Origin of the sequence: Rhodococcus sp. RS1C4 (genome assembly GCF_002258225.1) — a bacterium.
GTDB classification, from domain to species: Bacteria; Actinomycetota; Actinomycetes; order Mycobacteriales; family Mycobacteriaceae; genus Rhodococcoides; species Rhodococcoides fascians_E.
In genome coordinates this window covers 57675-82995 of record NZ_NOXZ01000021.1, presented here as the reverse complement: position 1 = coordinate 82995, position 25321 = coordinate 57675, and the positions used below count along the sequence as shown (strand labels likewise).

Below are 25321 nucleotides of genomic sequence, written 5' to 3'. Positions count from 1 at the left end.
CCGCATTGCTGGAGAGCCTAAGCCATAGAGACCGCGGAGTACGAAACGTTGTCGAATTCAAGCATTCTGCAGGTGAGGGGAGATCCCGCAGACCGTTGGTCAGGATTGTGCGGTGAACCCGAAGTCCGCGATCGACGACTGATTGCGGCCGCTGTCCGAGCTCAACCCGGTGATCCACAGCAGAACGTGGCTTGTCGGCTCGCTGACCTGCAGCGGGATATCGGTCACTCCACTACCCAGAGTTGCCTGACCGATCACGGTGGTGTCGCCTAGACTCGGCGAATCGCTGGGTGCGGACCTGATCTCGACGACCGTTCCCGGTGACGGGGAATTGACGAACGCGCTGGTGAGCACCTGTGACGACGGGAGCGTTGCGATCAGGCCGACACCGTCCTTGAGCGACGGGAACGGCTGGAAGTAGGAGTCCGTCGCCCAGACGGTCGACTGGTCCCCGTCGATGGCATTGGATGCCGATCCGGCGTTGTCCGCGCTGCCCTGCGGCGAGAACACCTCCACCGAATCGATTGCCACCGGGCTCGACGCCGGGGCCGCAGGAGCGGGCGCACCCGGTGCGGGCGGTGCCGTCTCCTCGGTGGTCAGACCGAGGGCTTCCTGAGACGTCAGTGGCTCGTCCGAGCTGCCGCCCGCGATGAACGTGAACAGCCAGTACCCCGCGAATCCCAGCACGACCACCGTGAGAACGCCCAGCACCGCCAAGGCGATGTTGGTGCGACGGGACCGCTCCTTCTGCGCCGCCATCTCCTCCGGATCGGCGAGCGAATGGCCGGATGCACCGGGTGCCCGCTGTCCGAGCCTCAATGCGGGCATCAGATCGGTCTTGTCGTTGACGACGGCTGCCTGGTCGAGGACATGCTGAACCGTCGCGGCGGTCCTGATGCCACTGTTCTGCTCGAGGGCACGCACCGCCACCGCGGAGATCTCGAACGGTACGTCCGAACGGACTCGGCGTGGCTCGACGGCGTTACCGTTCGAGTCGCGATCTGCGGGCTTCATGCCGCCGACCGATCGAGGCTGCCCGCCGGACGAGGCGTCGACGAGGGGCCAGCGCGCCGTGATCAACGCGTACAACATCGCGCCGAGACCACGGACGTCGGAACCTGGATCGGCGTCGGCCAACGTTGCCGGGAACGCCAGAACGGCGTTGCCGCTGGTGCTGATACGGACGCGGTCCGGATGGTCGATCGACAGTGCGCCGCCGCTGCGGTGGGCAGCCTCGGCCGCGGCCGCCAATGCCTTGATGGCCCGTGCTGCACCCGTCGGCGACGGAACGGTGTCCGCCATCTCGCGGAGCGAGCGACCCGGAGTCCACTCGGCGACGACGATTCCGCCGGAACTTCCGCGCACGACGTCGAGCACGCGTGCCAGGCCGGGGGAATTGATGCGGCCGAGGCGCAGTGTGCGGGACAGGATGGCCTGCGGACCCTCGGGGCGGTCCACCGAGACGTCGGTCGATTGCTGCTCGGAGTCGACGAACGTCAACGCGACCTCGCGGTCCAGCTTGACGTCGTGCGCCTGCCAGAACTTGAGGCCACGTGCACCGCCGTGCGGTGCCAGCAGTCGATAGCGGCCACCGGCAACCGAAGCGCCGGGGATCAGCTTCGGACCGCGGAGCGAACGCGGGTTCTCGGTCGGGGCACCGGACTTCACCGGCGTCACCTCGGCAGCCGGAGCGTCCTTGGCTGAAGGGTCCTTGGCCGGAGCTTGCTTGGCCGGGGCGTCCTTGGCTGGGGCCTTCTCGGCCGATTCCGCGCCTGCTGCGGACGTCGATTTCTCGGTTGCATCTTCAGCCGTGGAGGCTGTCTCGGAGTCCGCTGTCGCGGCTTGCGGTGCCTTCGAAGTAGGTGTCTTGCTCGCTGCCGGCTCGGCGGCAGCAGGCGTCGAAGCCGACTCGGACTCGGCCGCGGTCGCACCCTTGATCAGAGACGTCTTCTCGCCGGCGCTCTTGTCTGAAGCGGGCTTGTCGGAATCGGGCTTGTTCACCGGGAGCTTGGCTGTGGCAGTGCTGTCGGACGACGCTGCTGTGGTCGGCTCGGTGGAGTCCGACGATGCGGCCTGCCGCTCGTCCACCTCCACGCCACCTTGTGCTCGGTCGCCGCCCTTGTGTGCGGACTCGGCCGGCCCCCCAGCCACTTCGTCGTCGGTCACTCTCACTCCTTCACGCGTGTATGCCCCGGGTAGCCCCATGCGCCCGCCAGGTTCAGGCAGGCGCGACGAGGACGGCGTCCCGGTCCGCCGACGTCCAGGGTACGGGAGTCGGTCGGGTGCAGTGTCCCATGCAGAAACAGAACTGACGACCGGTATGGAATCGGGATGTGCTGGGACGACGGGCTCGGGAGCGGGCGCTGATCTTTTCAGGACGCGGTCGACGATTCTGCGGATGGCGACGGTGACGGCCAGGACTTCCGGGATGCGTCCGAACCACAGGATCCCGAAGGTGATGCCGAGCATCAGCACTGCGCAGATGCCGACGCGGACGATGGCACCGATCATGCCGAACGGTTCGGTGAGGCCACCGAGATCGACGATTCGGTCGATCGCGAGCATCGCCGTTCCGCCTGCGGCCGACGCGATCAGAACCATCCAGATCGTCTTGCCGACGTTGGCCATGCGGAGATTTCCGAGGCTGCGGTGCAGCAGAAATCCGCCGATACAGGCGCCGACGACGAAACCGATGCCGTTGGCGACACCCAGCCACAGCACGACCTGCTCGTCCGAGCTGGCGACGACCGGGGCGAGCGCGGACAGGGCGATCTTGATTCCGGTGATGCCGAGGATGATCCACGTCGGTGTCCATGCCTGTTCGCGGGCGTAGAACACGCGGAGGTGGATCAGCACCAGTGCGTACGGGATGAGGGTGAAGGCCGACCAGCTCACCGCTTCTCCCAATCGCGGGGCCTCGTCCTTGAAGTTGCCGAACCCGAACAGAGCTTCGCCGACCCACGGGCCGGTGAAGGTCAGGAACACGACGATCGGCACCAGGGCGACCAGTGTCAGGCGAGTCGCGACGGACAGGTCGTCGACGACGGCCGGCGTGTCACCGTTGGCGGCATTGCGGCTCAGTCTCGGCATGATGGCCGTCAACACCGTCACGCCGAGGATGCCGTACGGCAGTTGCAGCAGGATCCAGGCCTGTGAATAGATGGCCGGGCCCGCTTCGTCGGCGCCGGCGGAGATGTTCGTCGCGAACACCAGGCCGACCTGGCTGATGACCACGTAGAGGACAATGGCGGCGGCCATCCCACCGAAGGCCTTCAGGCGGGCGTCGAATCCCCACAGTGGTCGTAGGTCGATCTTTTCGCGCCGCAACGCCGGGATCAGAGCCGCGACCTGCGTCACCACACCGGCGGTGACGCCGAGGCCCAGGATGAGGATGTGCGGATCGCTCATCTCGACCGGATTCAGCGTGATCTCGCCCGGGACGAAGAAGTAGAGGGAGAAGACACCGAGCACGATCAGGTTGTTCCACACCGGTGCCCATGCGCCGGGCCGGAAGTTCTGGCGGGTGTTCAGCACGGCCGTCAGCAGGCCGGACAGTCCGTAGAAGAGGATCGCGGGGAGAACCAGGAAGGACAGCGCGGTGGTCAGGTCGCTGCTGACCTTGGCGTCGTCCTTGATCAGGACGCGCGAGAGGAGGGGCGCGCTGATCGTCGCGGCGACCGATACGACGAACAGCATCGTGAACGCCAACGTGAAGAGCCGACGGATGAAGGACGCGCCCCGATCGGGGTCCTCCATCTCGGCCCGGACGAGGACCGGTACGACGATCGCGGTGAGGACTGCGCCGAGCACCAACTCCGAGATCATGTTCGGCAGGATCGTGGCGGCGGTGAACGAACTCGCGATGGCTCCGCCGAGGATCGCCAGCATGATCATCTGCTTGAAGAAGCCGGTGATACGGCTGACGAGCGTCGCCACCGCGATCGAACCGGTGGCGGCGAGCAGGCTCTTCTGCGGTTTCGGCTCGTCCATCTGCGGCGGTGCCGCCTCCGGCGGAGGGGGCTGCGGATAGTCCTCGTCGCGGAATCGCGGGATCAGCTGGGTGACCGAGTTGTCCGGGGCAGGGCCACCGTCGGGGGACGGCGGTGCCGGGTAGCTCCGCATCTCCCGAGGCGGTACCGCGGTCCGTCCGTCGCGTTCCCACGGCGCAGGCCTCGGCGGCTCGGTGCGTCGGAAAACCTGAGCTGCGGGCAGCCGTTCGCGAGGCCCGCCGCCGGCGGGCGGCGCTCCCTTATAGGGCAAGTTTCCCGAATACGGGAAGTCGCTACCCGTCATGGTCGTTCGTACCCTTCGTCTGCAGGATCCGGCTGACCCTTGAACCGATGCCACAATCTGCGGCCGGCGAGCAGCAACAGAAGGACCCCGGCGCAGGCGGTGATGATCGCCAACGCCTGTCCGTACGCGTTCGACCGTACGGACACCGTGGACGCTTCGCCCAATTGTTGGCCGTCCAGAGTGGTCAAGGAGAAGTCGACGGCGAGGTTTCTGCTGTCGTCGACCTGGGCGGGCACGGTGATCGTTCGACTTCCGCGCGCCGGTAGTGCCATCGCTCCGACGTCGCTGACGGTCATCTCGGGGGGAGCGTCGACCTGCAGCCGAACGTTGACCCCGATGGGGAGATCGTTGCGGGCGACCAACAGCAGCGGGCTCTGCTCGGACGCCAGGGTGTAGACGCCACCGGGAGCCAGAACCGTCACGGCTTCGAAGGTGGAGTTCAGCCCGGCCTCGGACGTGTCCAGACGGATTCGAGCCGTGTTCGACGCGGCCGCCGGGTCCACCGATCGGTCGGCGGTCCCGATGGCACGCAGCAGGTCCTCACGTAGCGGTGCAGTGAACCGGCGCGGCGTCAACACCGATTGGGGGTCCTCGACGAGCGATCCACGCAGCGCCTCGATGCGTTTGCTCTGTGCGCGAATGCGATCCTCGAGGTTCTGGTCCCGATCGCTCACACTCGTCGTGACGGTCTCGACGGGCAGCCCGGTCGGTTGCTCATCGGCCAGCTCGGTGAACGGGCGCGGCGTCGCCAGACCGGTCCGGAGCAGCGAGGACACCGTGCCGAGAATCGCATCGGGTTCGTCACCGCCTGCCGTCCAGTACTGAGGCGGAGCGATGGTCAGTGCTCGAGGAGCGCCGTCGGGCGGCGTCAACGCGTGGTACGTCACCGCGCCGAGCGCATCCTGCAAGCGAGCGGTCCGCGAGTCGCCGGCCAGGTCGTACCGCTGGTCGTCGGGCGTGAAACGCGGCGTCGACGGATCCGTCCCGACGCCGGCCAGAGCCGTCGCCGTCGGGCCGTCGAACACGGTCGCGTTCAGCTCGGCTGCGACAGTGGTGTCTCCGACGACGCGGGCCACGGCCCCCGCGGCTCCGGGAGCGATGCTGTTGTCGGCGACGAGCGCGGTGCGTTGGCCGACGGACCGCACCGTCGCCGCGCCTGCCTCACCGAGTTGACCCGTCGAACTCCACACCACACCGCGTACCGACGTCACGCCGAGGATCGCGTCGACCACCTCGGCCGGCGACTCGAGGGCGGTCGACGCCAACGACGCGTCGCCCACGTTCCCCAGCGTGTCCAGATCCACCTGCGCGAACGGCAGCGCTGTCACGCACATCGATTCGGTGAGGGTCTCGAGCCGCGACAACCACGCCGTCGCTGCGTCGCGACCGTTGCCTTCCCTGCTCGGTCCCGCAGGATCGGCGGGATCGGCGACGACAAGATATCCGCGCGTCATGTTGGAGACGGTGACCAGCAGGTCCGGATCCACCGCGATGCAGAGGCTCTGTGCGAGCTTGCCGCCCGGGTCGACGTCCGACGCGGTCGCCGATTCCACTGCCTCCAGAAGTTGATCGAGCCGTCCGCCCGACGCCAACTCACCGGCAAGATCGTCGTCGACGAGTCGAACCCTGTCGTCGATCGAACCCGGAATGCCCGCCGCGAGGCGAGGTTTGTCCGCCAACGGCCACAGAACCGTCGTCGCCACCGGGTCCGCGGTGCTCGGCGGCAGCGGGACGGCGTCGGGAGCCATCGGGTCCGGCACCGTCGGATCGCGTGGAACCCCGGTGACCGGGAGCAGGAAGCGGGCGTCGTCGAGCCGCGCCGTTCCGCCGTACTCCGGCGTTCCGTTGGCGTTGAGAAGCAGCGGATACACGCCGGGGCGGTCGATGCCCAACGACGGAGACTGCGTTCCGCGAAGCGGCATCGACACCGTGAACTGAGCGCTGGCGCCCCGCTCGAGACTGTCCGCGACGACCTGGAATTCACCGACGTCGGCGTACTCCTGCTGATCCAACGACAGCGTCGTCCGAAGCTCGTCCGGTGACTCCACAGCGTCCGCGCTCTGCATACGGACGCTGATGTCGTCGACTCGGCGGTCCCCGGTGTTACGGACAGTGGCGCGCACCGTCACGAACGGCTCGCTCGTCGTCGTCACCGTCCCGGGAGCAACCGCGTCGATCGACATCTCGAGAAACTGAGTACCGCGCGTCGTCCGAGGAAGATCGGACGCCGACGACTGATACGTGACGGTCCCGTCCTCGCTCTGCGAGCTCTCCGGTGGATCCTGCGCGGCTGGATCCTGTGCAGCAGCAACACCGGTCCCCAGCAGCAGCGACGCACCGAGAACGAGCACCGACGTCGCTGCAGTGATCCTGGAACGTAGCGCCATCACTGCTTGCCGACGGGCGTTTCGGGGTCGTTCGTCTCGCCGCTCATACCGTCTATAAGGCGGCTGGCGATGGCCGCCAACTTCCGTTCGTCCGCGTACGCCAATCGCGAGTTCAGTTCACTCAGCGGAACCCACGCCACTTCGGTGACCTCGACGTCCTCGTCGGAGAGTTCACCACCCAGAAACCTCAGCAAGTAATGGTGCACGGTCTTGTGGACGCGACGGCCCTCCGTCACGAACCAGTAGTCGATACTTCCCAGCGACGCCAACACCGAACCCTGGATACCGGTCTCCTCGGCGACCTCACGCATCGCCGTCTGCTCCGCCGTCTCGCCCTGCTCGATATGCCCCTTCGGCAGCGACCACAACAACCGGCCCCGACGATCCGTTCTGCCGATCAACGCCGCGCAACGCTGCGCAGGCGGGCCGTCCAGCCCATCCACCACCAACCCACCAGCAGACGTCTCCCGAACCGTTCGAAGCCGCGGTTTGTCCGTCTCGGCACGCGAATTCCGCCGCCGCGGGTTGCGGCGGCTCCTGTTCGCACGTTCGCCAGCAGACACCCAACCAATACTAGAGGGAAAGAACCAATGCTTCGGGCTGCCATTCCGAGCTCGTTCCGCGGGCTCCACTCGCGGCCATTCCGGGCTCGTTCCGCGGGCTCCACTCGCGGCCATTCCGAGCCTGTTCACGTGGGGCCCTTCCCCCGGTCGGACCGCCTGCTAATAGGCTCTGTCGACGTGGCCGAGAAGTCTCCTGTTCCCCAGCAGCCCGACGTGTCCGCCGACCGTCGCGCACGATTGCTGGCGTCGGCTGCCGTGTCGTTGAAAGAACTGTCGGACATCCTGACGCCGCTGGCCGGTCGGTTCGCCGCCGAGGGACATGAATTGTTCCTGGTCGGCGGCAGTGTGCGCGACGCTGTGCTGGGTCGTCTCGGCACGGACCTCGACTTCACGACCGACGCCAGGCCTGAGGTCGTCCAGCGGCTCCTGACCGGGTGGGCCGACAATCAGTGGGACACCGGTATCGCGTTCGGCACGATCAGTGCGGCGAAGGGCGATCAGCTGGTCGAGATCACCACGTTCCGCACCGATTCCTACGACCAGGTCTCGCGTAATCCCGAAGTTCGGTACGGCACCAGCCTGGAAGAGGACCTGGTTCGTCGTGATTTCACCGTCAACGCGATGGCCGTTCGTCTCGGCGCCGATGGCTCGCAGGAGTTCGTCGACCCTCTCGGCGGCATGGACGCACTGCTCGAGGGACTGCTGGACACTCCGTCGACCCCGGAGAAGTCGTTCAACGACGACCCGCTGCGGATGCTTCGTGGCGCACGGTTCGTGTCGCAGCTCGGGTTCGCGCTGATGCCGCGGGTGCACCAAGCGATCACGGAGATGGCCGGTCAGATCGAACGCATCACGGCCGAGCGTGTTCAGGTGGAGTTGGACAAGCTGATCCTCGGCGAGTTCCCGCTCGAGGGTGTCGACGTGATGTGCGAGACGGGACTGGCCGGGTACGTGCTGCCCGAGGTGCCTGCGATGAAGCTCGAGATCGACGAGCATCACCAGCACAAGGACGTCTACTGGCATTCGTTGACGGTGCTGAAGCAGGCGATCGAGCTGGAGGACGGCGACCCGGACCTCGTATTGCGCTGGGCTGCACTGCTTCACGACATCGGGAAGCCGGATACGCGTCGGCACGAGCCGGGCGGAGGCGTCAGCTTCCACCACCACGAGGTAGTCGGCGCGAAGATGGTGCGCAAGCGGATGCGCGCGCTGAAGTACTCCAAGAAGATGATCGACGACGTGTCGCAGTTGGTGTTTCTGCACCTCCGTTTCCACGGATACGGCAAAGGTCAGTGGACGGATTCGGCCGTGCGCCGTTACGCCACCGACGCCGGAGATCTACTTCCCAAGCTGCACAAGCTCGTTCGCGCCGACAGTACGACGCGTAACAAGCGTCGGGCGGCGGCACTGCAGGCCACCTACGACGATCTGGAACAGCGGATAGCCGCCCTGGCGGCGCAAGAGGACCTGGCGCGGGTTCGTCCCGATCTCGACGGCAACGCCATCATGGAACTTCTCGGTATCCCGGCGGGCCCCGAGGTCGGCAAGGCCTGGAAGTTCCTGAAGGAGCTCAGACTCGACCGAGGTCCCCTCCCCCGCGAGGAGGCGGAGAAGGAACTGCTGGCCTGGTGGAAAAACGTCCTGTGAGTTGAGAAAAACGTCCTGTGAGTTGAAATGTAGGCCAGGGCCTACATTTCCACTCACCTGCGGAGTATCGCTACCACTCCCACCAGGTACACCGCGGCACCAGCCAGGACGACGACGTGTGCAGAGGTTTCACCAGCGAGGTCGGTGGTGTCCGGACCGACGACAAACGCCGCGACCGCCAAAGCGGCGACGAAGAAGATGTTGAAGACGGTGTCCTGCAGGGCGAAGACACGTCCGCGGTGATCGTCGTCGATTTCGGTCTGCATCGATGCGTCGCCGGTGAGCTTGATCGTCTGGCCTGCGACACCGAGCAGGAACGCGCCGATGAGCAGGCTCGTCTGAGTGAGGGTGTTGATGAACGTGAACTGGACGATCGCGGCGGCCGCGAGAGCCACCATGATCGAGCGAACACGGCCGAATCGTGGCAGAACGAACGGCGTCAGCAGGGCAGCGACGAACATTCCGGCTGCCGTGGCGCCGACGGCTATGCCGAATCCGGCGAGTCCGCCGGGCAGGGAACTCGACGTGGTTTCGCGCAGGATGAGCACCATGACGAGGGTGTCGACGCCGAACACGATTCGGTGGGCGCCGATGCCGGTCATGGCGGCGGTGACCGTCGGCGATCTCCAGACGGCCACGGCACCGGATCCGAGTCCGTGGGCGATGTCCACCGCGGCTTTCATCGCGCCGTGGTCACCACGCTCGGGGAGTGTTTCCGGGCCGAGTGACCTACGTGCGAATCGAGCGGCGGCGACGGTGCCCACGATCGAGCCCGACGCTGCCGCGGCCACGGCCATTCCGGAGCCGAAGTCTCCCGCCCCGACGTATCCGATTATTCCGACGGCTGCGCCCGCCCCGGCAGCGGCGAAGCCGGAACCGATGGTGGCGAGGAGGGAGTTCATGGGTACGAGCCATTCGGTTCGTACGACGTGCGGGAGCGACGCCGAGACGCCGGCGAGGACGAATCGGCTGAGTCCGACGGTGGTGAGGGCAAGCAGGAGCAGGGGTGTCTCACCGCCGCCGACGCAGAGCAGGGTTGCGGTGACGGCGATGAGAACGATGCGAAGTACGTTGGCCCACAGTACGACTGCGCGGCGATCCCAGCGGTCCAGCATGGCGCCCGCGAACGGGCCGATGACGGAGTAGGGGACGAGGAGGACAGCGAACCCGGCTGCGATGGCAGCCGGATTCGATTCCCGCTCGGGGTTGAACAGGATGGCGCCGCTGAGTGCGGCTTGGAAGAGTCCGTCGCCGAACTGGCCTGCGAAACGAATGGCGGTGAGCTTGCCTGCGCCCGGCGAATCGCGCAATCGCGCCAGGAATGTCGTCTCGCTCACTCGCTGAACTTTAGCCTGACGTACTTTACGAGGTCGGAGTCAGCTCCTCGGCGTTCCACCATGCGACGGTGGCTGCGGTGCCGTCGTCGAGCGGGGTCGGGTGAAGGCCGAGGAGTGTGTCGCTGCGCGTGCTGTCCAGGACGTAGGGGTACTGGAACTGGTACAGCGTGTCGCCCAGTTCTTTCATCTGCCCGGGTACGACGCCCAGCGCTCGGACGATCCATGCCGGGATCGCGGTGACGGTGGGTGCGGGTACTCGGGCGGCGTCGGCGAAGAGTTCGACCATGCGTCGTTGCGTGACGGCAGGTGCGGTGGGGGCGTGCAGGAACGTGTTCCACAGGTCTTTCCTTGCTCCGGCGGCGATCATCGCTGCGGCGAAGTCCGGTATGTAGGTGAAGGAGTGGGGTACGTCGGCCTTCGCGATGACGCTGACGGATTTGCCTGCCGTGACCTTGGGGACGATTCGTTCGCCCATGTGCGACGTCCTCACGCGAGGACCGTAGAAGTCCGATGCGGCGACGCTGACGGTCGGGGTGCGGTGGGCGTCGCGGGCGGCCAACAGGAGGGTTCGGACGCCCAGTTTGCGGTGAGTCGCCGTGCGTGGCCTGTCCTCTCGGATGGGGCCGTCGACCTTGCCGTAGGAGTACAGACTTTCGGGGAAGACGACGACGGTTCCGGCGGCGGCGTCGAGCACCCGTTGTTCCATCGCGGGGAGCTTCTCGCGCCAGACCTTGTTCTGGTAGGCGACGTGAGTGCAGAGATAAATGGCGGTGGCACCGGCGAATTCGTCGGTCAGGTCGTCGGTCTCGATGTCCACTCGGTGACGTTCGACGGCCGGGTGATCCGGGCCCGATCCGGACCTGGTGAGGATCCGTACCGAATGTCCCTGTGCAGCAAGCTGTTCTGCAACGGTCCAGCCGACCGGTCCGGCTCCGATGACGACGTGTAGCTGGTTCATGGTGTCTCCCTCGTTCGAAATGTGAGCACTGCTCTCTGTTTTCTCCAGTGTGCACTCGTCGGCTGGGAAAAGCAAGAGCAGTGCTCTCGTTTCTGACGGGACGGTTTCGCCGCCGGGTACGTGTCGGCCGGGCCGATACTGTGAATCCATGCCGACCACGCCCCGCGCTCGAGCGAGACAGCAGACCCTCGCCGACATCACCCGTATCGGACGGGAGCATTTGGCTGCCGACGGTGCCGCGGCGTTGTCTCTGCGCGCAGTCGCCAGGGATCTGGGTGTCGTGTCCTCGGCGGTGTACCGGTACGTCAAGAGTCGGGACGAGCTGCTGACCCTGCTCGTCGTCGACGCGTACACCGAGCTCGGCGACGTCGTGGACGAGGCTGTCGACGAGGTCGCCGGTCCCGTCGAGAAGTTCCTCGCGCTCGGTCGTGCGGTCCGTGGGTGGGGGCTGCGGGAACCGGCGCGGTATGCGCTGTTGTTCGGAAGCCCGGTGCCCGGATACAACGCTCCGGCCGAGCAGACGACCGGTCCTGGTACGAGGGTGATCGTCAAGCTGGTGTCGATTTTCGATCAGGCGTGGACCGCGGGAACGCTGGCGGAACGTACGGAGCCGGTGTCGCTGGCTGCGCTGAGCCGGAATTTCACGGACGTTCGTAACGAAATGGGAACGGAAATGTCCGACGAGGTGATCGCTCGCGGAGTTCTGGTGTGGGCGGCACTGTTCGGTGCCGTCAGCTTCGATGTGTTCGATCAGTACGGTTCGGACACCTTCAGCAGCCGAGATGCGTTGTTCGAGTACCAATTGGCGAGCCTGGCCGAGCTCTCGGGGTTCGATGGGGCGCCGAACAACACCTGAGCTTCCTTGCGTTACATCCGTAGGTGCGCGGTGCCACAATGTGTTGCATGGCGGCGCATGCGGAAGAACCCGAAGACCAGACGGCACCGGCCCCGCAATCGGTGCGACCGGGGAGCTTGCTGGTGTCGTCGATCGAGCTGGTCGAGCCCACGTTCCGGCGCACAGTCGTGTACGTCATCGAGCACAACGACGCAGGCAGCCTCGGTGTCGTGATCAATCGGCCGAGCGACACCGCGGTCCAGAACGTGTTACCGCAGTGGACCGACCTCGCGGCACGTCCGAAGGCCCTGTACGTGGGCGGTCCGGTGAAGAGGGATTCCGCTCTCTGTCTGGCGACGGTGAGGACGGGGGTGGACATCGACGGGATCGCCGGGGTGCGCCGCGTCGACGGTCGGGTCGTCATGGTGGATCTGGATTCGGATCCGGCCGACATCGCGCCGCACGTCGAGGGGGTTCGCATCTTCGCGGGGTATTCCGGCTGGACGCTCGGGCAGCTGGAGGGCGAGCTGGAGCGGGACGACTGGATGGTCGTCTCCGCCCTCGCCTCCGATGTCATCGGTCCACCGAAGATCGACCTGTGGGCCCACGTGCTGCGTCGTCAACCCCTGCCGCTGGCGATGCTCGCCTCTCACCCGATCGACGTCGACCGCAACTGAGGTCCCAGGGTGCAACTGAGGACTCAGTGCGCGAAGTGGGTGGCCGACGAGTGTCCACCTCCCGCCGCCGATGCGTCGAGTTGATCGATCACTTCGGTGATGGCGCCGCACAGCAGCCTGCCGAGGTCTGCGCTGAATCCCTCTCGCACGACGATCCGGAGCACCGCTACTCCGGTGGCGTTGTCCGGCATCGTGTACGCGGGAACCTGCCAGCCGCGTGCGCGTAGTTCGTGGGAGATGTCGAACACGGTGTACTCGCGGTCGCCGGCGAGTTCGAATGCGACGACGGGGATGGCGCTGCCGTTGGTGATGACGTGGAACGCGGGATGCTCGGACAGGTGACCGGCGACGCGAACGGCGGTGTCGCGCAGTGCGTGCATGATGTCGCTGTATCCGGAGCGTCCGAGCCGGAGGAAGTTGTAGTACTGGCCGATCACCTGGTTGCCGGGGCGTGAGAAGTTGAGGGTGAAGGTCGGCATGTCGCCGCCGAGGTAGTTCACCCGGAACACCAGGTCCTCGGGTAGGTCCTCGCGTGTCCGCCACACTGCGAAACCGATTCCGGGATAGGTCAATCCGTACTTGTGACCGCTGGCGTTGATGGATTTCACCCGCGGTAGGCGGAAGTCCCATTCGAGGTGGGGATGAAGGAACGGTACGACGAACCCGCCGCTGGCCGCGTCGACGTGGACGGGGACGTCGGGTCCACCGGACGCGGCGACGGAATCGAGCATCGCGCAGATCTCCGCCACGGGCTCGAGTTCGCCGGTGAAGGTGGTTCCGAGGATGGCCACGACGCCGATGGTGTTGTCGTCGACGGCATCTCGAACCTGCTCCGGGGTGATGACGTACCGCCCCGATTCGACGGGCAGGTACTTGGGTTCGACGTCGAAGTAGCGGCAGAACTTCTCCCACACGACCTGAACATTGCTTCCGAGAACCAGATTGGGACGCGAGGTGTCGCTGCGGCCTTCGCGCCAACGCCATTTCAGGGCGAGGCCTGCGAGCATGACCGCTTCGCTCGATCCGATCGTCGACACTCCCGTCGCGGACTTGGAATCCTCCGGGTCGAGTCCGGGCGCGTGGAACAGGTCCGCGACCATGTTGACGCAGCGTTCCTCGATCGACGCCGTCGCCGGGTACTCGTCCTTGTCGATCATGTTCTTGTCGAACGTCTCGGCCATCAACTTCTCGGCCTGCGGGTCCATCCAGGTCGTGACGAACGTCGCGAGGTTGAGGCGAGAGGAGCCGTCGAGCATCAGTTCGTCATGGATGAAGCGGTACGCGGCTTCGGGGTCGAGTTGCTCGTCGGGGAGCCGAAGTGCGGGGATGGGATCGGTGGCGAGTCTCCCGGTGTATGCCGCGGCGATGACTCCGCCTGGGTGTTTGCCTGGCTTCGACAACTCTTTCCGCACGTCGATCCTCCACATTCGTCGTCTGTGGTGCCGACGCTAATCCGCCAGGGCGGATTGCGCATCATCCTTGTCAGGCGATAGCCGGGCTTCGGCTCGGCGCGCGTATCGCTGGGCGAGTACGGCGCACACCATCAGTTGGATCTGGTGGAACAGAAGCAGAGGAAGGACAATCAGGCCGACGGGCCCGCCGACGAAGAGGACCGAGGCCATGGGTAGTCCACTCGCGAGGCTCTTCTTGGAGCCGCAGAACAGGAGGACGATGCGGTCTTCGACGGAAAAGCCGATGGCGCGGCCGATCCAGTACGTGAACGCCAGAATCAGCGCGAGGACGACGATGCAGACGAGGACGACCGCGACGATCTGCAGGGGCGTCACGGACGACCAGACGTTCTGATTCATGCTTTCGCTGAAGGCGGCGTAGACCACCAGCAGGATCGAGCCGCGGTCGACGATTTTCGTCGGCCCGGAATGTCGGGTGAGCCAGCCTTTCACGAGCGGTCGGAGGGCCTGCCCGAGGAGGAAGGGCAGGAGCAGCTGAGCGCAGATGCTCAGGATCGACGATGCGTCGACGTGCGCGTCCCCGGTGGTGTTCATCAACAGAATCACCAGCAGCGGTGTCACGAACACGCCGATGATGTTGGAGAACGAGGCGCTGACGACTGCTCCGGCGACGTTGCCGCGTGCGATCGAGGTGAAGGCGATGGAGGACTGAACCGTCGACGGCACGAGGCACAGGAACAGGATGCCGGTGTAGAGGTCCGCTGTGACGACAGTCGGTTCGAGGAGGCGGAGGGCGAGTCCGACGAGGGGGAACACGAGGTACGTGGTGGCCAGCACGACGGAGTGGAGTCGCCAGTGTTTGACGCCTTGCCATGCTTCCTGCGGCGACAGGCGGGCGCCGTAGATCAGGAACAGCAGTCCGATGGCGATTCGGGTGACCCAGGTGAGGACGGTTTCCGAGGTACCCGACGCCGGGAAGATGCTGGCCAGTACCGCGATCGCGATGATGCTCAGGACGAAGCCGTCGGGCCGGATCTGCCGCAGAAAGTTCACTGAACTCACGATATCGGTCGGCGATTGATCGCGAAAATCGATAGCTGCGTTAACTGTGAACGTGAATCGTGATAGGAACGACGGGTGAATCTCGATCCGATTCTGCTTCGAACCTTCCTCGCTGTCGAACGGGAAGGCGGCTTCACCGCAGGCGGCGATCTGCTGGGGCTGCGTCAGTCGACGGTCAGCGGTCACATCACGCGGCTGGAGAAGGCCGTCGGGCGCGAGTTGTTCCTCCGGGACACCAGAAACATGGAGCTGACGGCCGACGGCACCGCGATGATCGGATTCGCTCGCTCCATCCTCGACGCCACCGCGGAGGCGGAGCACTACTTCGCCGAAGCCCCGTTGGCGGGCAGGCTCCGGCTCGGGGTGTCCGACGACCTGGTCTCGACCGAGTTGCCGCACGTCCTCTACGACTTCCGTCGGGCGCATCCCGGCGTGGACCTCGAGCTGACGGTCGGGTTGAGCGAGACCTTGCGGTCCAAGTTCGACGGCGGCGAGCTGGACCTGGTGTTCGGCAAGCGTCGCCCAGGTGAGACGCACGGTGATCTGGTGTGGGCGGATCGGTTGGTCTGGGCAGGTATTCCGGGAACGCGGGTGGAGCCGGGCCCGGTGCCGTTCGTGACGTATCCACCACCGAGCATCACGCGGTCCGCGGCGTTGGCTGCACTCGGTCGGGAGGGTAGGGGCTGGCGGTTCACCTGCGTCACGGACAGCGAGCTGGGGTTGCGTGCAGCCGTTCAGGCGGGCCTCGGCTACCTGGTGCATGCGGAGTCGACGCTTCCCGACGGCGTGGTCGCGCTGGACGGCCAGGATCTTCCGGAGCTCGGAGGTATCGAGTTCGTGCTGCTGACGAAGGACACGGCCCGATCGCCTCGTGGAGCGTTGCGTGACGCGATCATGACGCGTCTCGGCCGCTGATCGGCGCGGACGGCTGTTGCTGGGTTGTGACTGAACCCAAATGTCGCTGCCGTCGGACGACCACGTTTCCAGACGTGTGGCGCGGGTGTGGTAAGTGATCGGTGTCACTTCTACCGTCTGCTGTGGTTCAGCGAACAGCATCGCGCTGTAACCGAGTCACGACCTTCTCGTCAGCGATGCCGAAGAAGAAGAGGGACGCGCATGGTTCAACAGCTTCGGTCGACGTCGATCGACCATTCACGAGTACGAGGCAGAGCACGACGGACGGCGACCCTCGCGGCGTTGTCCGCGGCGGTCGTGTTCGCCGGGATGTCGGTTGCGTCCGCGCAACCCGCCGAGCCGAGCGAGCCCACCGGGCCCTCCGCGTCGGCGCTGCCCGCGACGATCAGCGACGACGGCACGGAGGTGATTCCTCCCGGGGGGTCGGAGGCGGAGCGGCCGAAGGCGGAAGAGCAGGGCATCGAGAAACCCGATGTCGCCGACGCCGCGCCGGCGCGGGTGACCGACGATCCGGAGACCGAGACCATCGGGTACGGGCCCGAGCAGAAGAACTTCCTCGCCGGGTTCCTCTACAGCATCGTCAAGCCGGATGTCGCGCCGCCGGGCGCTAACGACTGGAGCTGCAAGCCGACCGAAGAACACCCCAATCCTGTTGTGCTGCTGCACGGTACGTGGGAGAACGCATACAACAACTTCGCTCGCATCTCCCCGGCACTGAAGGCGGAGGGATACTGCGTTTTCGCGCCGAACACCGGTGACAAGGATTCGAGCGCACTCGGCCACGTCAAGGCGCTGCGAGGCACGGGCCCGATCACCGAGAGCGCCAAGGAAATCGCCTTCTACATCGATGCGGTCCTCGAACGGACCGGGGCGGCGCAGGTCGACATCGTCGGGCATTCCCAGGGCAGCCTGGCGTCGCGTCAGTACATGCGGTTCGAGGGCGGCGCCGATCCGTCGGATCCGAGCAAGAACAAGGTCGGCAGAATCGTCAGCCTCGGTGGGTCCAATCACGGGACGACCCTCGTCGGAATCGGAACCCTGGGGCGGACCATCAACAATCTCGGCTTGAACGTGCTCGGGCTCGTGGGTGCTGTCGCCGGGCCCGCGGCGTCGGACCAGGTCGTCGACTCCGACCTCATCAAGGCATTGACGGCGGGCGGTGACACCGAGCGCGGTGTCGACTACACGGCCATCGCCACTCGGTTCGACGAGGTGGTGACTCCGTTCCGGACGACGTTCCTCGAAGCCGGACCCGATGCCACGGTGAACAACGTTCTGTTGCAGGACGGCTGCGGCGTCGACTTGTCCGATCATCTGTCGATGTCGGTGTCCCCGCGGACCATCGGGTACATCAAGAACGCACTCGACCCGGACGGCTTCCCGGTCGGTGACGTCCCGTGCGTGTGGAACGCTCCGGTCACGGGAGGCTAGGCCGGCCGGCAATCAGAACCGAGCCCGGGCTTCCACGGTGAAGTCCGGGCTCTCTGATGGGGTCGTCCGGGTTCGGGGTGTCAGAGTTGAATCGAGGCGGTGCGGTTGCCGCCGTCGTACTTGGCTCGATACATCATCGAGTCGGCGGCCCGGGTGGCCTTGGTGATGGTGGCGGCATTGTCGTTCCACAGGTCCGACGGGCTCGACACCACGGCGGCTCCGACGCTCACCGTGATGGGGATCCGATCGTCGCCGCGGTAAAGGCTGTGGCCGATTCGGTGCACCATGTCGTGGGCATGTTCGATCGTGCCGGTGAACACGACGAGGAATTCCTCGCCCCCGGTGCGGGCGACGACGCCGTCGTCCTCGAAGAGTTCTCGTAGACGGTGGGCGACGGTGACGATGACGTCGTCGCCTGCATCGTGGCCGAAGTAGTCGTTGACGGCCTTGAATCGGTCGATGTCCACGACGACGACCACCAGGCAGTGACCTCGTGCGTGGCTGCGCGACATCAGGGTCAGGGCCGCGTCGTCGACGCCGCGACGGTTGAGCAGTTCGGTCAGTGGGTCGAGCAGCGAGCGTCGGGCATCTCGGCCGATCGCGGTCCACGCGATGTGGGCGAGCAGGGGTATCGCGGAGTTGATGGCGATGGCGACGAGTCCGCCGGCCAGGGCTGTCGGTACGTCCTCGGACCCCGTGAACATTGCTCTGACGGCCGTGATGGAGACGAACACGACGCACCAGGCGAGGTGGGCGAGCAGCCAGCGTTGGCTGAGGAAGTAGGTACACAACGCACCGGTGACGACGAACAAGCCGGATCCGATGAGTGCACCGAACGGCTCGTACAGCACGAGCACGGACGTCAGGCCGACGTCACCGAAGATGGCGAAGGCGATGAAGTCTCGGCGTGTGGGTAGCGGGCCGAAGAACCAGCGCAGAGCGACGGCGACCTGAAGAAGCAGAACGAGGCCGACCCAGGCTTGGGCGAGGAGTCCCTGTGGTCCGCGTGAGCTGAACAGCATGAGGATCGACGCGGCCGCGTACAGCAGTGTGGCCGCGCCGAACATGTTCTGAAGCGATCGGTGCAGGCCCCGCGTGGAGCGGTGGTGAATGATCCACTCGTAATCGAACGGCTGCTGATACCACTCCTGCAGCGTGGTCCACACGGTATCGGTCGACGGCTTCCTGTGGTTGCCGGTGCGGACCGATCCGGGCTTGTCGTCCGCTGATGATCGTGTGTCGTCCGTGCCGGCCTCCAGCCCTTACCCCTTTACGATCACAGCCTAGATGTAAAAAGCGGCGATCGGTTTGTTTCAGCGCAATTCAACGCTCGGACGCCAGCGAGTTGACGGTACCCGCGATTGCGTCCGCGCCGTCGACCGTGACGGTCAGTTTCTGTCCGTTCGCGAAGGTGAGGAATACGGCGGGACCTTTACGGGTGGCCACCGCGTAGTTGCCGCGGTCTTTGACGCGGAGGCCCCATCCGCCGAAGTCCGAGAACGGGTCCACCTCGCGAACCGAGGCCCCGGTGACTTCGCCGATGGAGTATTCGAAGGCGGGCATGCCGAGGCTGCGGACGTGGATGCCGAGTTTGTCGACGATCAGCTCGTACCGCATGAGCGACGAGGTGAACGCCGCGATCGGTGCGAAGACGGCGACCGGCCACCAGGACTCGGACAGCCAGCAGGTCAGTGCGGCTGCCGCGGCCAGGATGGTGAACACGATCGCGATGGATGTGCGGCTCGCGCCGATGGGTTCGACGATGGGGAGTTCGGCCCTCGCGCGCGGCAACGTCGCCGGCGGCGGTGAAGTGGCGTCGACACGGTCTCGGTAGTCACGCAGCTGGGTCGCGCCGAGGAGTCCGACGGCGAATCCGACGAGCGTTCCCACTCCGATCGCCCAGCCGGGGATCTCGACGTTGGTGACGGTCGTGACATCGAGTTGCCTGGCGAGTATCGCCAGTTGCAGGACGGTGATGAGGCCGACGACGGTGAGGCCGATCATCAGCATCGTCCGGCGCAGGATGAGCAGGGCGTGGGACAGCGCTGCAACGGCGCTGCATCCACCGCCGACGAGCACGATGACGATCGCGAGAGTCCAGGCGCTCGTCGACGGACTCATGAATCCGTCCGGTTCGGTGCCCGACCAGTGGGTGGCGATCCGATCCGGAAGCCGGGTGCGCCAGACCTGCACGGCCACGAGTCCGAGTGCGGCCGCAGCGATCGGCACGACGACGCCGAAGATCACTCCAGCCGGGTCGAACGTCCGCTGCTTCACTGCTGTCGGTCTGGTCACTCCGCAGGCTCCGCTCCTGAGCTCAGCTCGGGGCGCACGCGTCCTTGAGGCTGCACGAGATGCAGGAGTGACCGCACCCACCCGTCTCCGGGGCAGGTGTGGCGGCGGCCGCACGCGCACCGATGGATCCGCCGACACCGGCGGTGACGAACGCGGCGACCAGGCATGCGACGACGGCGATGACCGAGAATGCGCCGCCGAGCATCAGTGCCGCTGCACCGCCGATGAGCAGCAGTAGCGCCGACGCTGCCGTGGTGGGGCCTGCGACTTTGTTGGCCATGACGAAGGTCTCGTCGTCGCGCATGGACTCCGCCGTTCGGACTCCCGCCCACCGGTTGCGGGGGAGCTTGCCTGTCAGCGAGGCCGTGGCAACGGAGCCGACGACGAGCGCGAGGACGAACATGAGTATGGACACGACGATCACGCTGGTAAGGATACGTCTTCTGCGCGCGCCCGTAGTACGCGCATCTGAGCTGGGCGGATTCCCGCTCACAAGGGCAGCAGGTGGCTACGACTAAACTGCGTGGGTGACTGTTCCAGTGGACGCAACGCCCCAGCACCGCTACACCGCGGATGTGGCCGCGCGCATCGAGAAGCAATGGCAAGACCTGTGGGAAGAGCAGGGCACGTTCGACGCTCCCAACCCGGTCGGTGCGCTTGCCGGTGACGTCCCGAAGGACAAGCTCTTCGTTCAGGACATGTTCCCGTATCCGTCGGGAAGCGGCCTCCACGTCGGTCACCCGCTCGGGTACATCGCGACGGACGTGTTCGCGCGGTTCCACCGCATGCACGGACGCAACGTTCTGCACGCGCTCGGATACGACGCCTTCGGTCTGCCTGCGGAGCAGTACGCCGTCCAGACGGGTACGCATCCGCGGACGACGACGGAGGCGAACATCGCGAACATGCGTCGCCAGCTGGGACGCCTCGGCCTCGGTCATGACCGGCGTCGATCCCTGGCGACGACGGATGTCGACTTCTATCACTGGACGCAGTGGATCTTCCTGCAGATCTTCAACTCCTGGTACGACGAGGAGCAGCAGAAGGCGCGCCCCATCTCGGAGCTGGAATCGTCGTTCGCCGACGGTTCGCGGGCGCTCGAGGACGGCCGGGAGTGGTCGGTTCTGTCGGCGGCGGAGAAGGCTGCGGTGCTGGATTCGTTCCGCCTCGTGTACGAGTCCAATTCGCTGGTCAACTGGTGCCCCGGCTTGGGTACGGTGCTGGCGAACGAGGAGGTCACGGCCGACGGTCGCAGCGACCGTGGCAACTTCCCGGTGTTCCGAAAGAACCTGAAGCAGTGGATGATGCGTATCACTGCGTACTCGGACCGCTTGATCGACGACCTCGAGTACCTCGATTGGCCGGACAAGGTCAAGACGATGCAACGCAACTGGATCGGTCGATCGCGCGGCGCCGAGGTGTCGTTCGGTGACATCACGGTGTTCACGACGCGGCCGGACACGCTGTTCGGTGCCAGTTACGTGGTGCTCGCGCCCGAACACGACTTGGTCGACGGTCTGGTGGCTGCTTCGTGGCCCGACGGTGTGTCGGAGATCTGGACCGGCGGCGCCGCGACTCCCGCGGAAGCCGTTGCAGCGTACCGCTCTTCGATCGCCGCGAAGTCCGACCTGGAGCGTCAGGAGAACAAGGAGAAGACCGGTGTCTTCACCGGCTCCTACGCCCTCAATCCCGTCAACGGTGAACAGGTCCCGGTGTTCATCGCGGACTACGTCCTCACCGGCTACGGCACGGGCGCGATCATGGCGGTGCCGTCCCACGACCAACGCGACTGGGAATTCGCCACGAAGTTCGGGCTGCCCATCCGCGAGGTCATCTCGGGCGGAGATGTCACCGAAGCCGCATACACCGGCGACGGCCCGTTGGTGAACTCCGGCTTCCTGGACGGGCTTTCGGTCGACGACGCCAAGGCCGCCATCGTGAAGAAGCTGGAAGCCGACGGCACGGGCACCGGCAAGATCCAGTACAAGCTGCGGGACTGGCTGTTCGCCCGTCAGCGGTACTGGGGCGAACCGTTCCCCATCGTCTACGACGCCGACGGCAATGCCCACGCACTCCCGGACAGTGTGCTCCCCGTTCAGCTTCCCGAGGTCGAGGACTACGCACCGGTCTCCTTCGACCCGGACGACGCAAGCTCCGAGCCGTCCCCGCCCCTGGCGAAGGCGTCGGATTGGGTGGAGGTGGAGCTGGATCTCGGTGACGGGCTGCAGACGTACCGCCGCGACACCAATGTGATGCCGCAGTGGGCGGGTAGCTCGTGGTACCAGCTGCGGTACATCGATCCGACCAACTCGGAGACGTTCGCGGACCCGGAGAACGAGAAGTACTGGACGGGGCCGCGTCCGGAGATCCACGGCCCGAACGATCCGGGCGGCGTCGATCTGTACGTCGGCGGCGTCGAGCATGCGGTGCTGCACCTGCTGTACTCGCGGTTCTGGCACAAGGTGCTGTTCGATCTGGGGCATGTCAGCTCGAGCGAGCCGTACCGTCGCCTCTACAACCAGGGCTACATCCAGGCCTATGCGTTCACCGATGCGCGTGGCGTCTACGTTCCGGCCGAGGAGGTCGAGGAACGCGACGGCGGGTACTTCTACCAGGGCGAACCCGTCAACCGCGAGTACGGGAAGATGGGCAAGAGCCTGAAGAACTCGGTCTCGCCCGACGACATCTTCACCGAGTACGGTGCCGACACCCTGCGTGTGTACGAGATGTCGATGGGTCCGCTGGACACCTCGCGTCCGTGGGCGACCAAGGACGTCGTCGGCGCGCAGCGTTTCCTGCAGCGTGTGTGGCGGCTGGTGCTCGACGAGGAGACCGGCGCTGTGCGCGTCACCGACGACAAGCCCACCGAGGACACGTTGCGCGTCCTGAACCGGGTGATCGACGGTGTGGAGGCGGATTACACTGCGCTGCGCGACAATACGGCCGGTGCCAAGCTCATCGAGCTCACCAACCACCTCACGAAGGCGTATCCGGACGGTGCACCGCGCGGTGTCGTGGAGCCGCTGGTCCTGATGCTCGCGCCCATGGCTCCGCATCTGTCCGAGGAGCTGTGGAAGCTGCTCGGCCACGATCGTTCTCTCGCCCACGGGCCGTTCCCGCGGGTGGAGAAGAAGTGGCTCGTCGCGGATACCGTCGACTACCCGATTCAGGTCAACGGCAAGGTCCGTAGCCGTGTCTCCGTACCTGCCGATTCAGCTCCGGCCGACGTCGAGAAAATTGCGTTGGAGGACGAGAAGATCGCAGCCCTGCTGGACGGAAAAGCGCCGACGAAGGTCATCGTCATTCCGGGACGCATGGTCAATATCGTTCTGAAGTAATCCCCTACCGAGTGGACCCATCCTTTGAGGATGAGACTTGCGATCAGCGGTGCCACAAGGGGCATGGGTGCGCTTTAATCTGTCTCATGTCACGAGTTGGTAAAGGCTTCTTGGTCGGCGTGGTCGCTGCCGTGGTCGTCGGGTCGAGTGCGTTCGTTGCCCAGGCGGATCCGGGGCCCGGGTCGCCCATTCCGGCGAACGATCCGTTCTACAGCTACGACGGGTCTCTCGACGTTGCGCCGGGCACGGTGCTGCGGAGTCGGCCGATGGTGTTCGCAACGCCGACCCTGACCACGCCGATCACCGGGAATCAGGTGCTGTTCCGCACCACCGATCAACAGGGTCGCGGCGCGGTCACCGCGGCGGCCGTTCTCCGACCGCTGATTCCCGGCCCGACCAAGATCGTCTCGTACCACATGGCGTACGACGCTCTCGGATCGCAATGCGACCCGTCCTACACCCTCAGCGGTGGTGCGACGAGTCCTATTGCCGAGGCGGAGCAGGCAGTGATCGCGGGTTACCTCGCTGCGGGATACACCGTCGTCGCGCCGGATTACGAAGGTGAAGAACTGGAGTGGACGATCGGACGACAGTCCGGATACGCGGCGCTGGACGGTATTCGCGCGGCCGAGCAGTTCCTGCAGGTGCCGACGTCGACTCCCGTTGGGATGATCGGATACTCGGGCGGCTCGGTTCCGACGCAGTGGGGTGCCGAGGTTGCACCGAGTTACGCTCCGGAGCTCAACCTTGTCGGCGTCGCGGCGGGTGGTCTCCCGGTCGACCTCGCGCACAATCTTCCTTACGTCAGCGGAAGCGCGCAGTGGGCGGGTGTGATTCCGGCACTCATCGTCGCGTACCAGCGGGCGTACGGACTGAACACGAGCGAATTCGTCTCGGACTACGGGCTGCAGGTGATGGACCAGGTGGATCAGGAGTGCATCGCGCAGTTCGCCGACGACTACCCCACCCTCACCGATGCAGACATGGTGAAGGCGCCGTACACGTCACTTCTGGATGTGCCGGAGGTAGTCGAGGCGATCAACGACAACATCATGGGCACCGCAGGTACACCACGTGTTCCGATGTTCTTGGCCGTTGGCCACGCGGATCCGATCGGTGACACCATCATGATCACTGCCGACGTTCAGGCGCTTGCACACCAGTACTGCAGCCAGGGCGTCGACGTGCAGTACTCGCAGTACGACGGGTTGACGCACGGCGAAGCTTTTCCGCCGTTCGAGGCCCAGGGACTGCTGTTCATGACCGAGCGTTTCTCGGGGGCGCCGACGCACAGCAATTGCGCCACGATTCCCCCGGGCAACAGCCTCGCGCCGACGCCGGTGCCCTAGAGCAGCGTGGGTAGGACTCCCCCGTCGACTCTGACCGCTGCGCCGTTGGTGGCCGAGGCGACCGGGCTGGCCAGGAACGTCACCATGTTCGCGATTTCGGCCGGTTCGATGAAACGTTGCAGCAGGGACGTCGTGTTGGAGCTCGCGATCGCAGATTTCAGGTCGTCGACGGGGATGGACCGCGCTGCGGCGAGAGCGTCGACGGTCCGTGCGACTCCGTCGGAGTAGGTGGGTCCACCGAGGACCGAATTGACGGTTACAGCAGTGCCTTTCGTGAGCTTGGCCAACCCGTTCCCCAGGGACAGCATCGCGGTCTTGCTCGTGCCGTAGTGGATCATGTCGGCCGGCACGTCGACTCCGGATTCACTGCTGACGAACAGGATTCGTCCCCAGCCACGCCCCAGCATGCCGGGCATGAGGCGTCGGGCCAGACGCACTCCGCTCATGACGTTGACGTCGAAGTATCGCTGCCAGTCGTCGTCGGAGATGTCGGTGAAGGGTGTGAGTTCGAACAGACCGACGTTGTTCACGAGGATGTCGACGTCCCCGAGTCGGTCGAGAAGGAGTTCGACGTCGGTGGCCACGGCGAAGTCGGCGACGATTCCGCGGACGGTGGCGTCGGGGGCGTGGTGTTGCAGTGATTCGACGGCACGGTCGAGCCGCGCGGTGTCGCGGCCGTTGATCGTCACGTCGACGCCTTCGGCGAGCAGCGCCCGCGCGACGGCGTATCCGATTCCTTCGGTGGAACCGCTGACGAATGCCGATTTTCCGGTGAGGTTCATGTCCATGCGTCGATCGTCGTGCACGTCGATCAGCGGCCGA

Annotated in this window: 18 protein-coding genes; 7 read left to right on the top strand and 11 right to left on the bottom strand. The window is 65.7% G+C overall.

Annotation, left to right across the window (positions count from 1 at the left end; translation table 11 throughout):
• Positions 1 to 99 precede the first annotated feature (99 nt).
• From CH289_RS09040 to CH289_RS09030, 3 genes are read right to left on the bottom strand one after another with little or no spacing between them, the layout of a single operon-like run.
• Positions 100 to 4293, bottom strand: coding sequence for a lipid II flippase MurJ (locus tag CH289_RS09040; RefSeq protein ID WP_094727799.1), 4194 nt, complete (start codon positions 4291 to 4293; stop codon positions 100 to 102).
• A complete protein-coding gene (locus CH289_RS09035; protein ID WP_094727798.1) occupies positions 4290 to 6680 on the bottom strand; it encodes a DUF6049 family protein in 2391 nt (796 codons plus the stop codon). Before CH289_RS09035 ends, CH289_RS09040 begins: the two co-directional genes overlap by 4 nt.
• Complete coding sequence (locus CH289_RS09030; RefSeq protein WP_026347790.1) at positions 6680 to 7243, bottom strand: NUDIX hydrolase; 564 nt, start codon at positions 7241 to 7243, stop codon at positions 6680 to 6682. Before CH289_RS09030 ends, CH289_RS09035 begins: the two co-directional genes overlap by 1 nt.
• Positions 7244 to 7420: 177 nt before the next feature.
• Between CH289_RS09030 and CH289_RS09025 the strand changes: the two genes are divergently transcribed.
• The gene (locus CH289_RS09025) at positions 7421 to 8890 is read left to right on the top strand and encodes a CCA tRNA nucleotidyltransferase (RefSeq protein WP_094727797.1); all 1470 of its coding nucleotides are present in this window, start codon (positions 7421 to 7423) and stop codon (positions 8888 to 8890) included.
• Positions 8891 to 8943: 53 nt separating this feature from the next.
• On the opposite strand, the gene CH289_RS09020 is transcribed toward CH289_RS09025, so the two are convergent.
• Both CH289_RS09020 and CH289_RS09015 read right to left on the bottom strand, forming a co-directional pair.
• Positions 8944 to 10227: an MFS transporter gene (locus tag CH289_RS09020; RefSeq protein WP_094727796.1), complete on the bottom strand. Its 1284-nt coding sequence runs from the start codon at positions 10225 to 10227 to the stop codon at positions 8944 to 8946.
• 25 nt (positions 10228 to 10252) lie between these two features.
• Positions 10253 to 11185 carry an NAD-dependent epimerase/dehydratase family protein gene (locus tag CH289_RS09015; RefSeq protein WP_094727843.1) on the bottom strand — a complete coding sequence of 311 codons (933 nt, stop codon included), beginning with the start codon at positions 11183 to 11185 and terminating at the stop codon, positions 10253 to 10255.
• A 148-nt stretch (positions 11186 to 11333) separates the two neighbouring features.
• On the opposite strand from CH289_RS09015, the gene CH289_RS09010 reads away from it, so the two are divergent.
• Both CH289_RS09010 and CH289_RS09005 read left to right on the top strand, forming a co-directional pair.
• On the top strand, positions 11334 to 12041 hold the full coding sequence (locus CH289_RS09010; RefSeq protein WP_019665080.1) for a TetR/AcrR family transcriptional regulator: 708 nt from the start codon (positions 11334 to 11336) through the stop codon (positions 12039 to 12041).
• A 47-nt stretch (positions 12042 to 12088) separates the two neighbouring features.
• Positions 12089 to 12697, top strand: a complete 609-nt coding sequence (locus CH289_RS09005) for a YqgE/AlgH family protein (protein WP_019665081.1) — start codon at positions 12089 to 12091, stop codon at positions 12695 to 12697.
• Between the two features lie 23 nt (positions 12698 to 12720).
• Here the strand turns inward: CH289_RS09005 and CH289_RS09000 are convergent, their stop codons facing one another.
• Both CH289_RS09000 and CH289_RS08995 read right to left on the bottom strand, forming a co-directional pair.
• Entirely contained in the window at positions 12721 to 14124 is a 1404-nt protein-coding gene (locus CH289_RS09000) for a glutamate decarboxylase (protein WP_094727795.1), read from the bottom strand.
• 21 nt (positions 14125 to 14145) lie between these two features.
• Positions 14146 to 15162: a bile acid:sodium symporter family protein gene (locus tag CH289_RS08995; RefSeq protein ID WP_094727842.1), complete on the bottom strand. Its 1017-nt coding sequence runs from the start codon at positions 15160 to 15162 to the stop codon at positions 14146 to 14148.
• An 84-nt stretch (positions 15163 to 15246) separates the two neighbouring features.
• Here CH289_RS08995 and CH289_RS08990 point away from each other — a divergent pair, with 84 nt between their 5' ends.
• Entirely contained in the window at positions 15247 to 16086 is an 840-nt protein-coding gene (locus tag CH289_RS08990) for a LysR family transcriptional regulator (protein ID WP_019665084.1), read from the top strand.
• A gap of 201 nt (positions 16087 to 16287) precedes the next feature.
• Positions 16288 to 17517: an esterase/lipase family protein gene (locus tag CH289_RS08985; protein WP_094727794.1), complete on the top strand. Its 1230-nt coding sequence runs from the start codon at positions 16288 to 16290 to the stop codon at positions 17515 to 17517.
• An 80-nt stretch (positions 17518 to 17597) separates the two neighbouring features.
• Here the strand turns inward: CH289_RS08985 and CH289_RS08980 are convergent, their stop codons facing one another.
• The 3 genes from CH289_RS08980 to CH289_RS08970 form a co-directional block, all read right to left on the bottom strand.
• Positions 17598 to 18683, bottom strand: a complete 1086-nt coding sequence (locus CH289_RS08980; RefSeq protein ID WP_094714181.1) for a GGDEF domain-containing protein — start codon at positions 18681 to 18683, stop codon at positions 17598 to 17600.
• Between the two features lie 157 nt (positions 18684 to 18840).
• Positions 18841 to 19794, bottom strand: coding sequence for a DUF1648 domain-containing protein (locus CH289_RS08975; protein WP_094727793.1), 954 nt, complete (start codon positions 19792 to 19794; stop codon positions 18841 to 18843).
• A gap of 40 nt (positions 19795 to 19834) precedes the next feature.
• Positions 19835 to 20236, bottom strand: a complete 402-nt coding sequence (locus tag CH289_RS08970) for an SdpI family protein (protein WP_019665088.1) — start codon at positions 20234 to 20236, stop codon at positions 19835 to 19837.
• Between the two features lie 103 nt (positions 20237 to 20339).
• Here CH289_RS08970 and leuS point away from each other — a divergent pair, with 103 nt between their 5' ends.
• Positions 20340 to 23150 (top strand): leucine--tRNA ligase, encoded by a 2811-nt coding sequence (gene leuS / locus CH289_RS08965; RefSeq protein WP_462052398.1) that lies wholly within the window; start codon positions 20340 to 20342, stop codon positions 23148 to 23150.
• Positions 23151 to 23236: 86 nt separating this feature from the next.
• Positions 23237 to 24499: a lipase family protein gene (locus CH289_RS08960; RefSeq protein ID WP_026347792.1), complete on the top strand. Its 1263-nt coding sequence runs from the start codon at positions 23237 to 23239 to the stop codon at positions 24497 to 24499.
• Here the strand turns inward: CH289_RS08960 and CH289_RS08955 are convergent.
• Positions 24496 to 25305: an SDR family NAD(P)-dependent oxidoreductase gene (locus tag CH289_RS08955; protein ID WP_019665091.1), complete on the bottom strand. Its 810-nt coding sequence runs from the start codon at positions 25303 to 25305 to the stop codon at positions 24496 to 24498. The two genes, CH289_RS08960 and CH289_RS08955, sit on opposite strands and share 4 nt — an antisense overlap.
• Between the last annotated feature and the right edge of the window lie 16 nt (positions 25306 to 25321).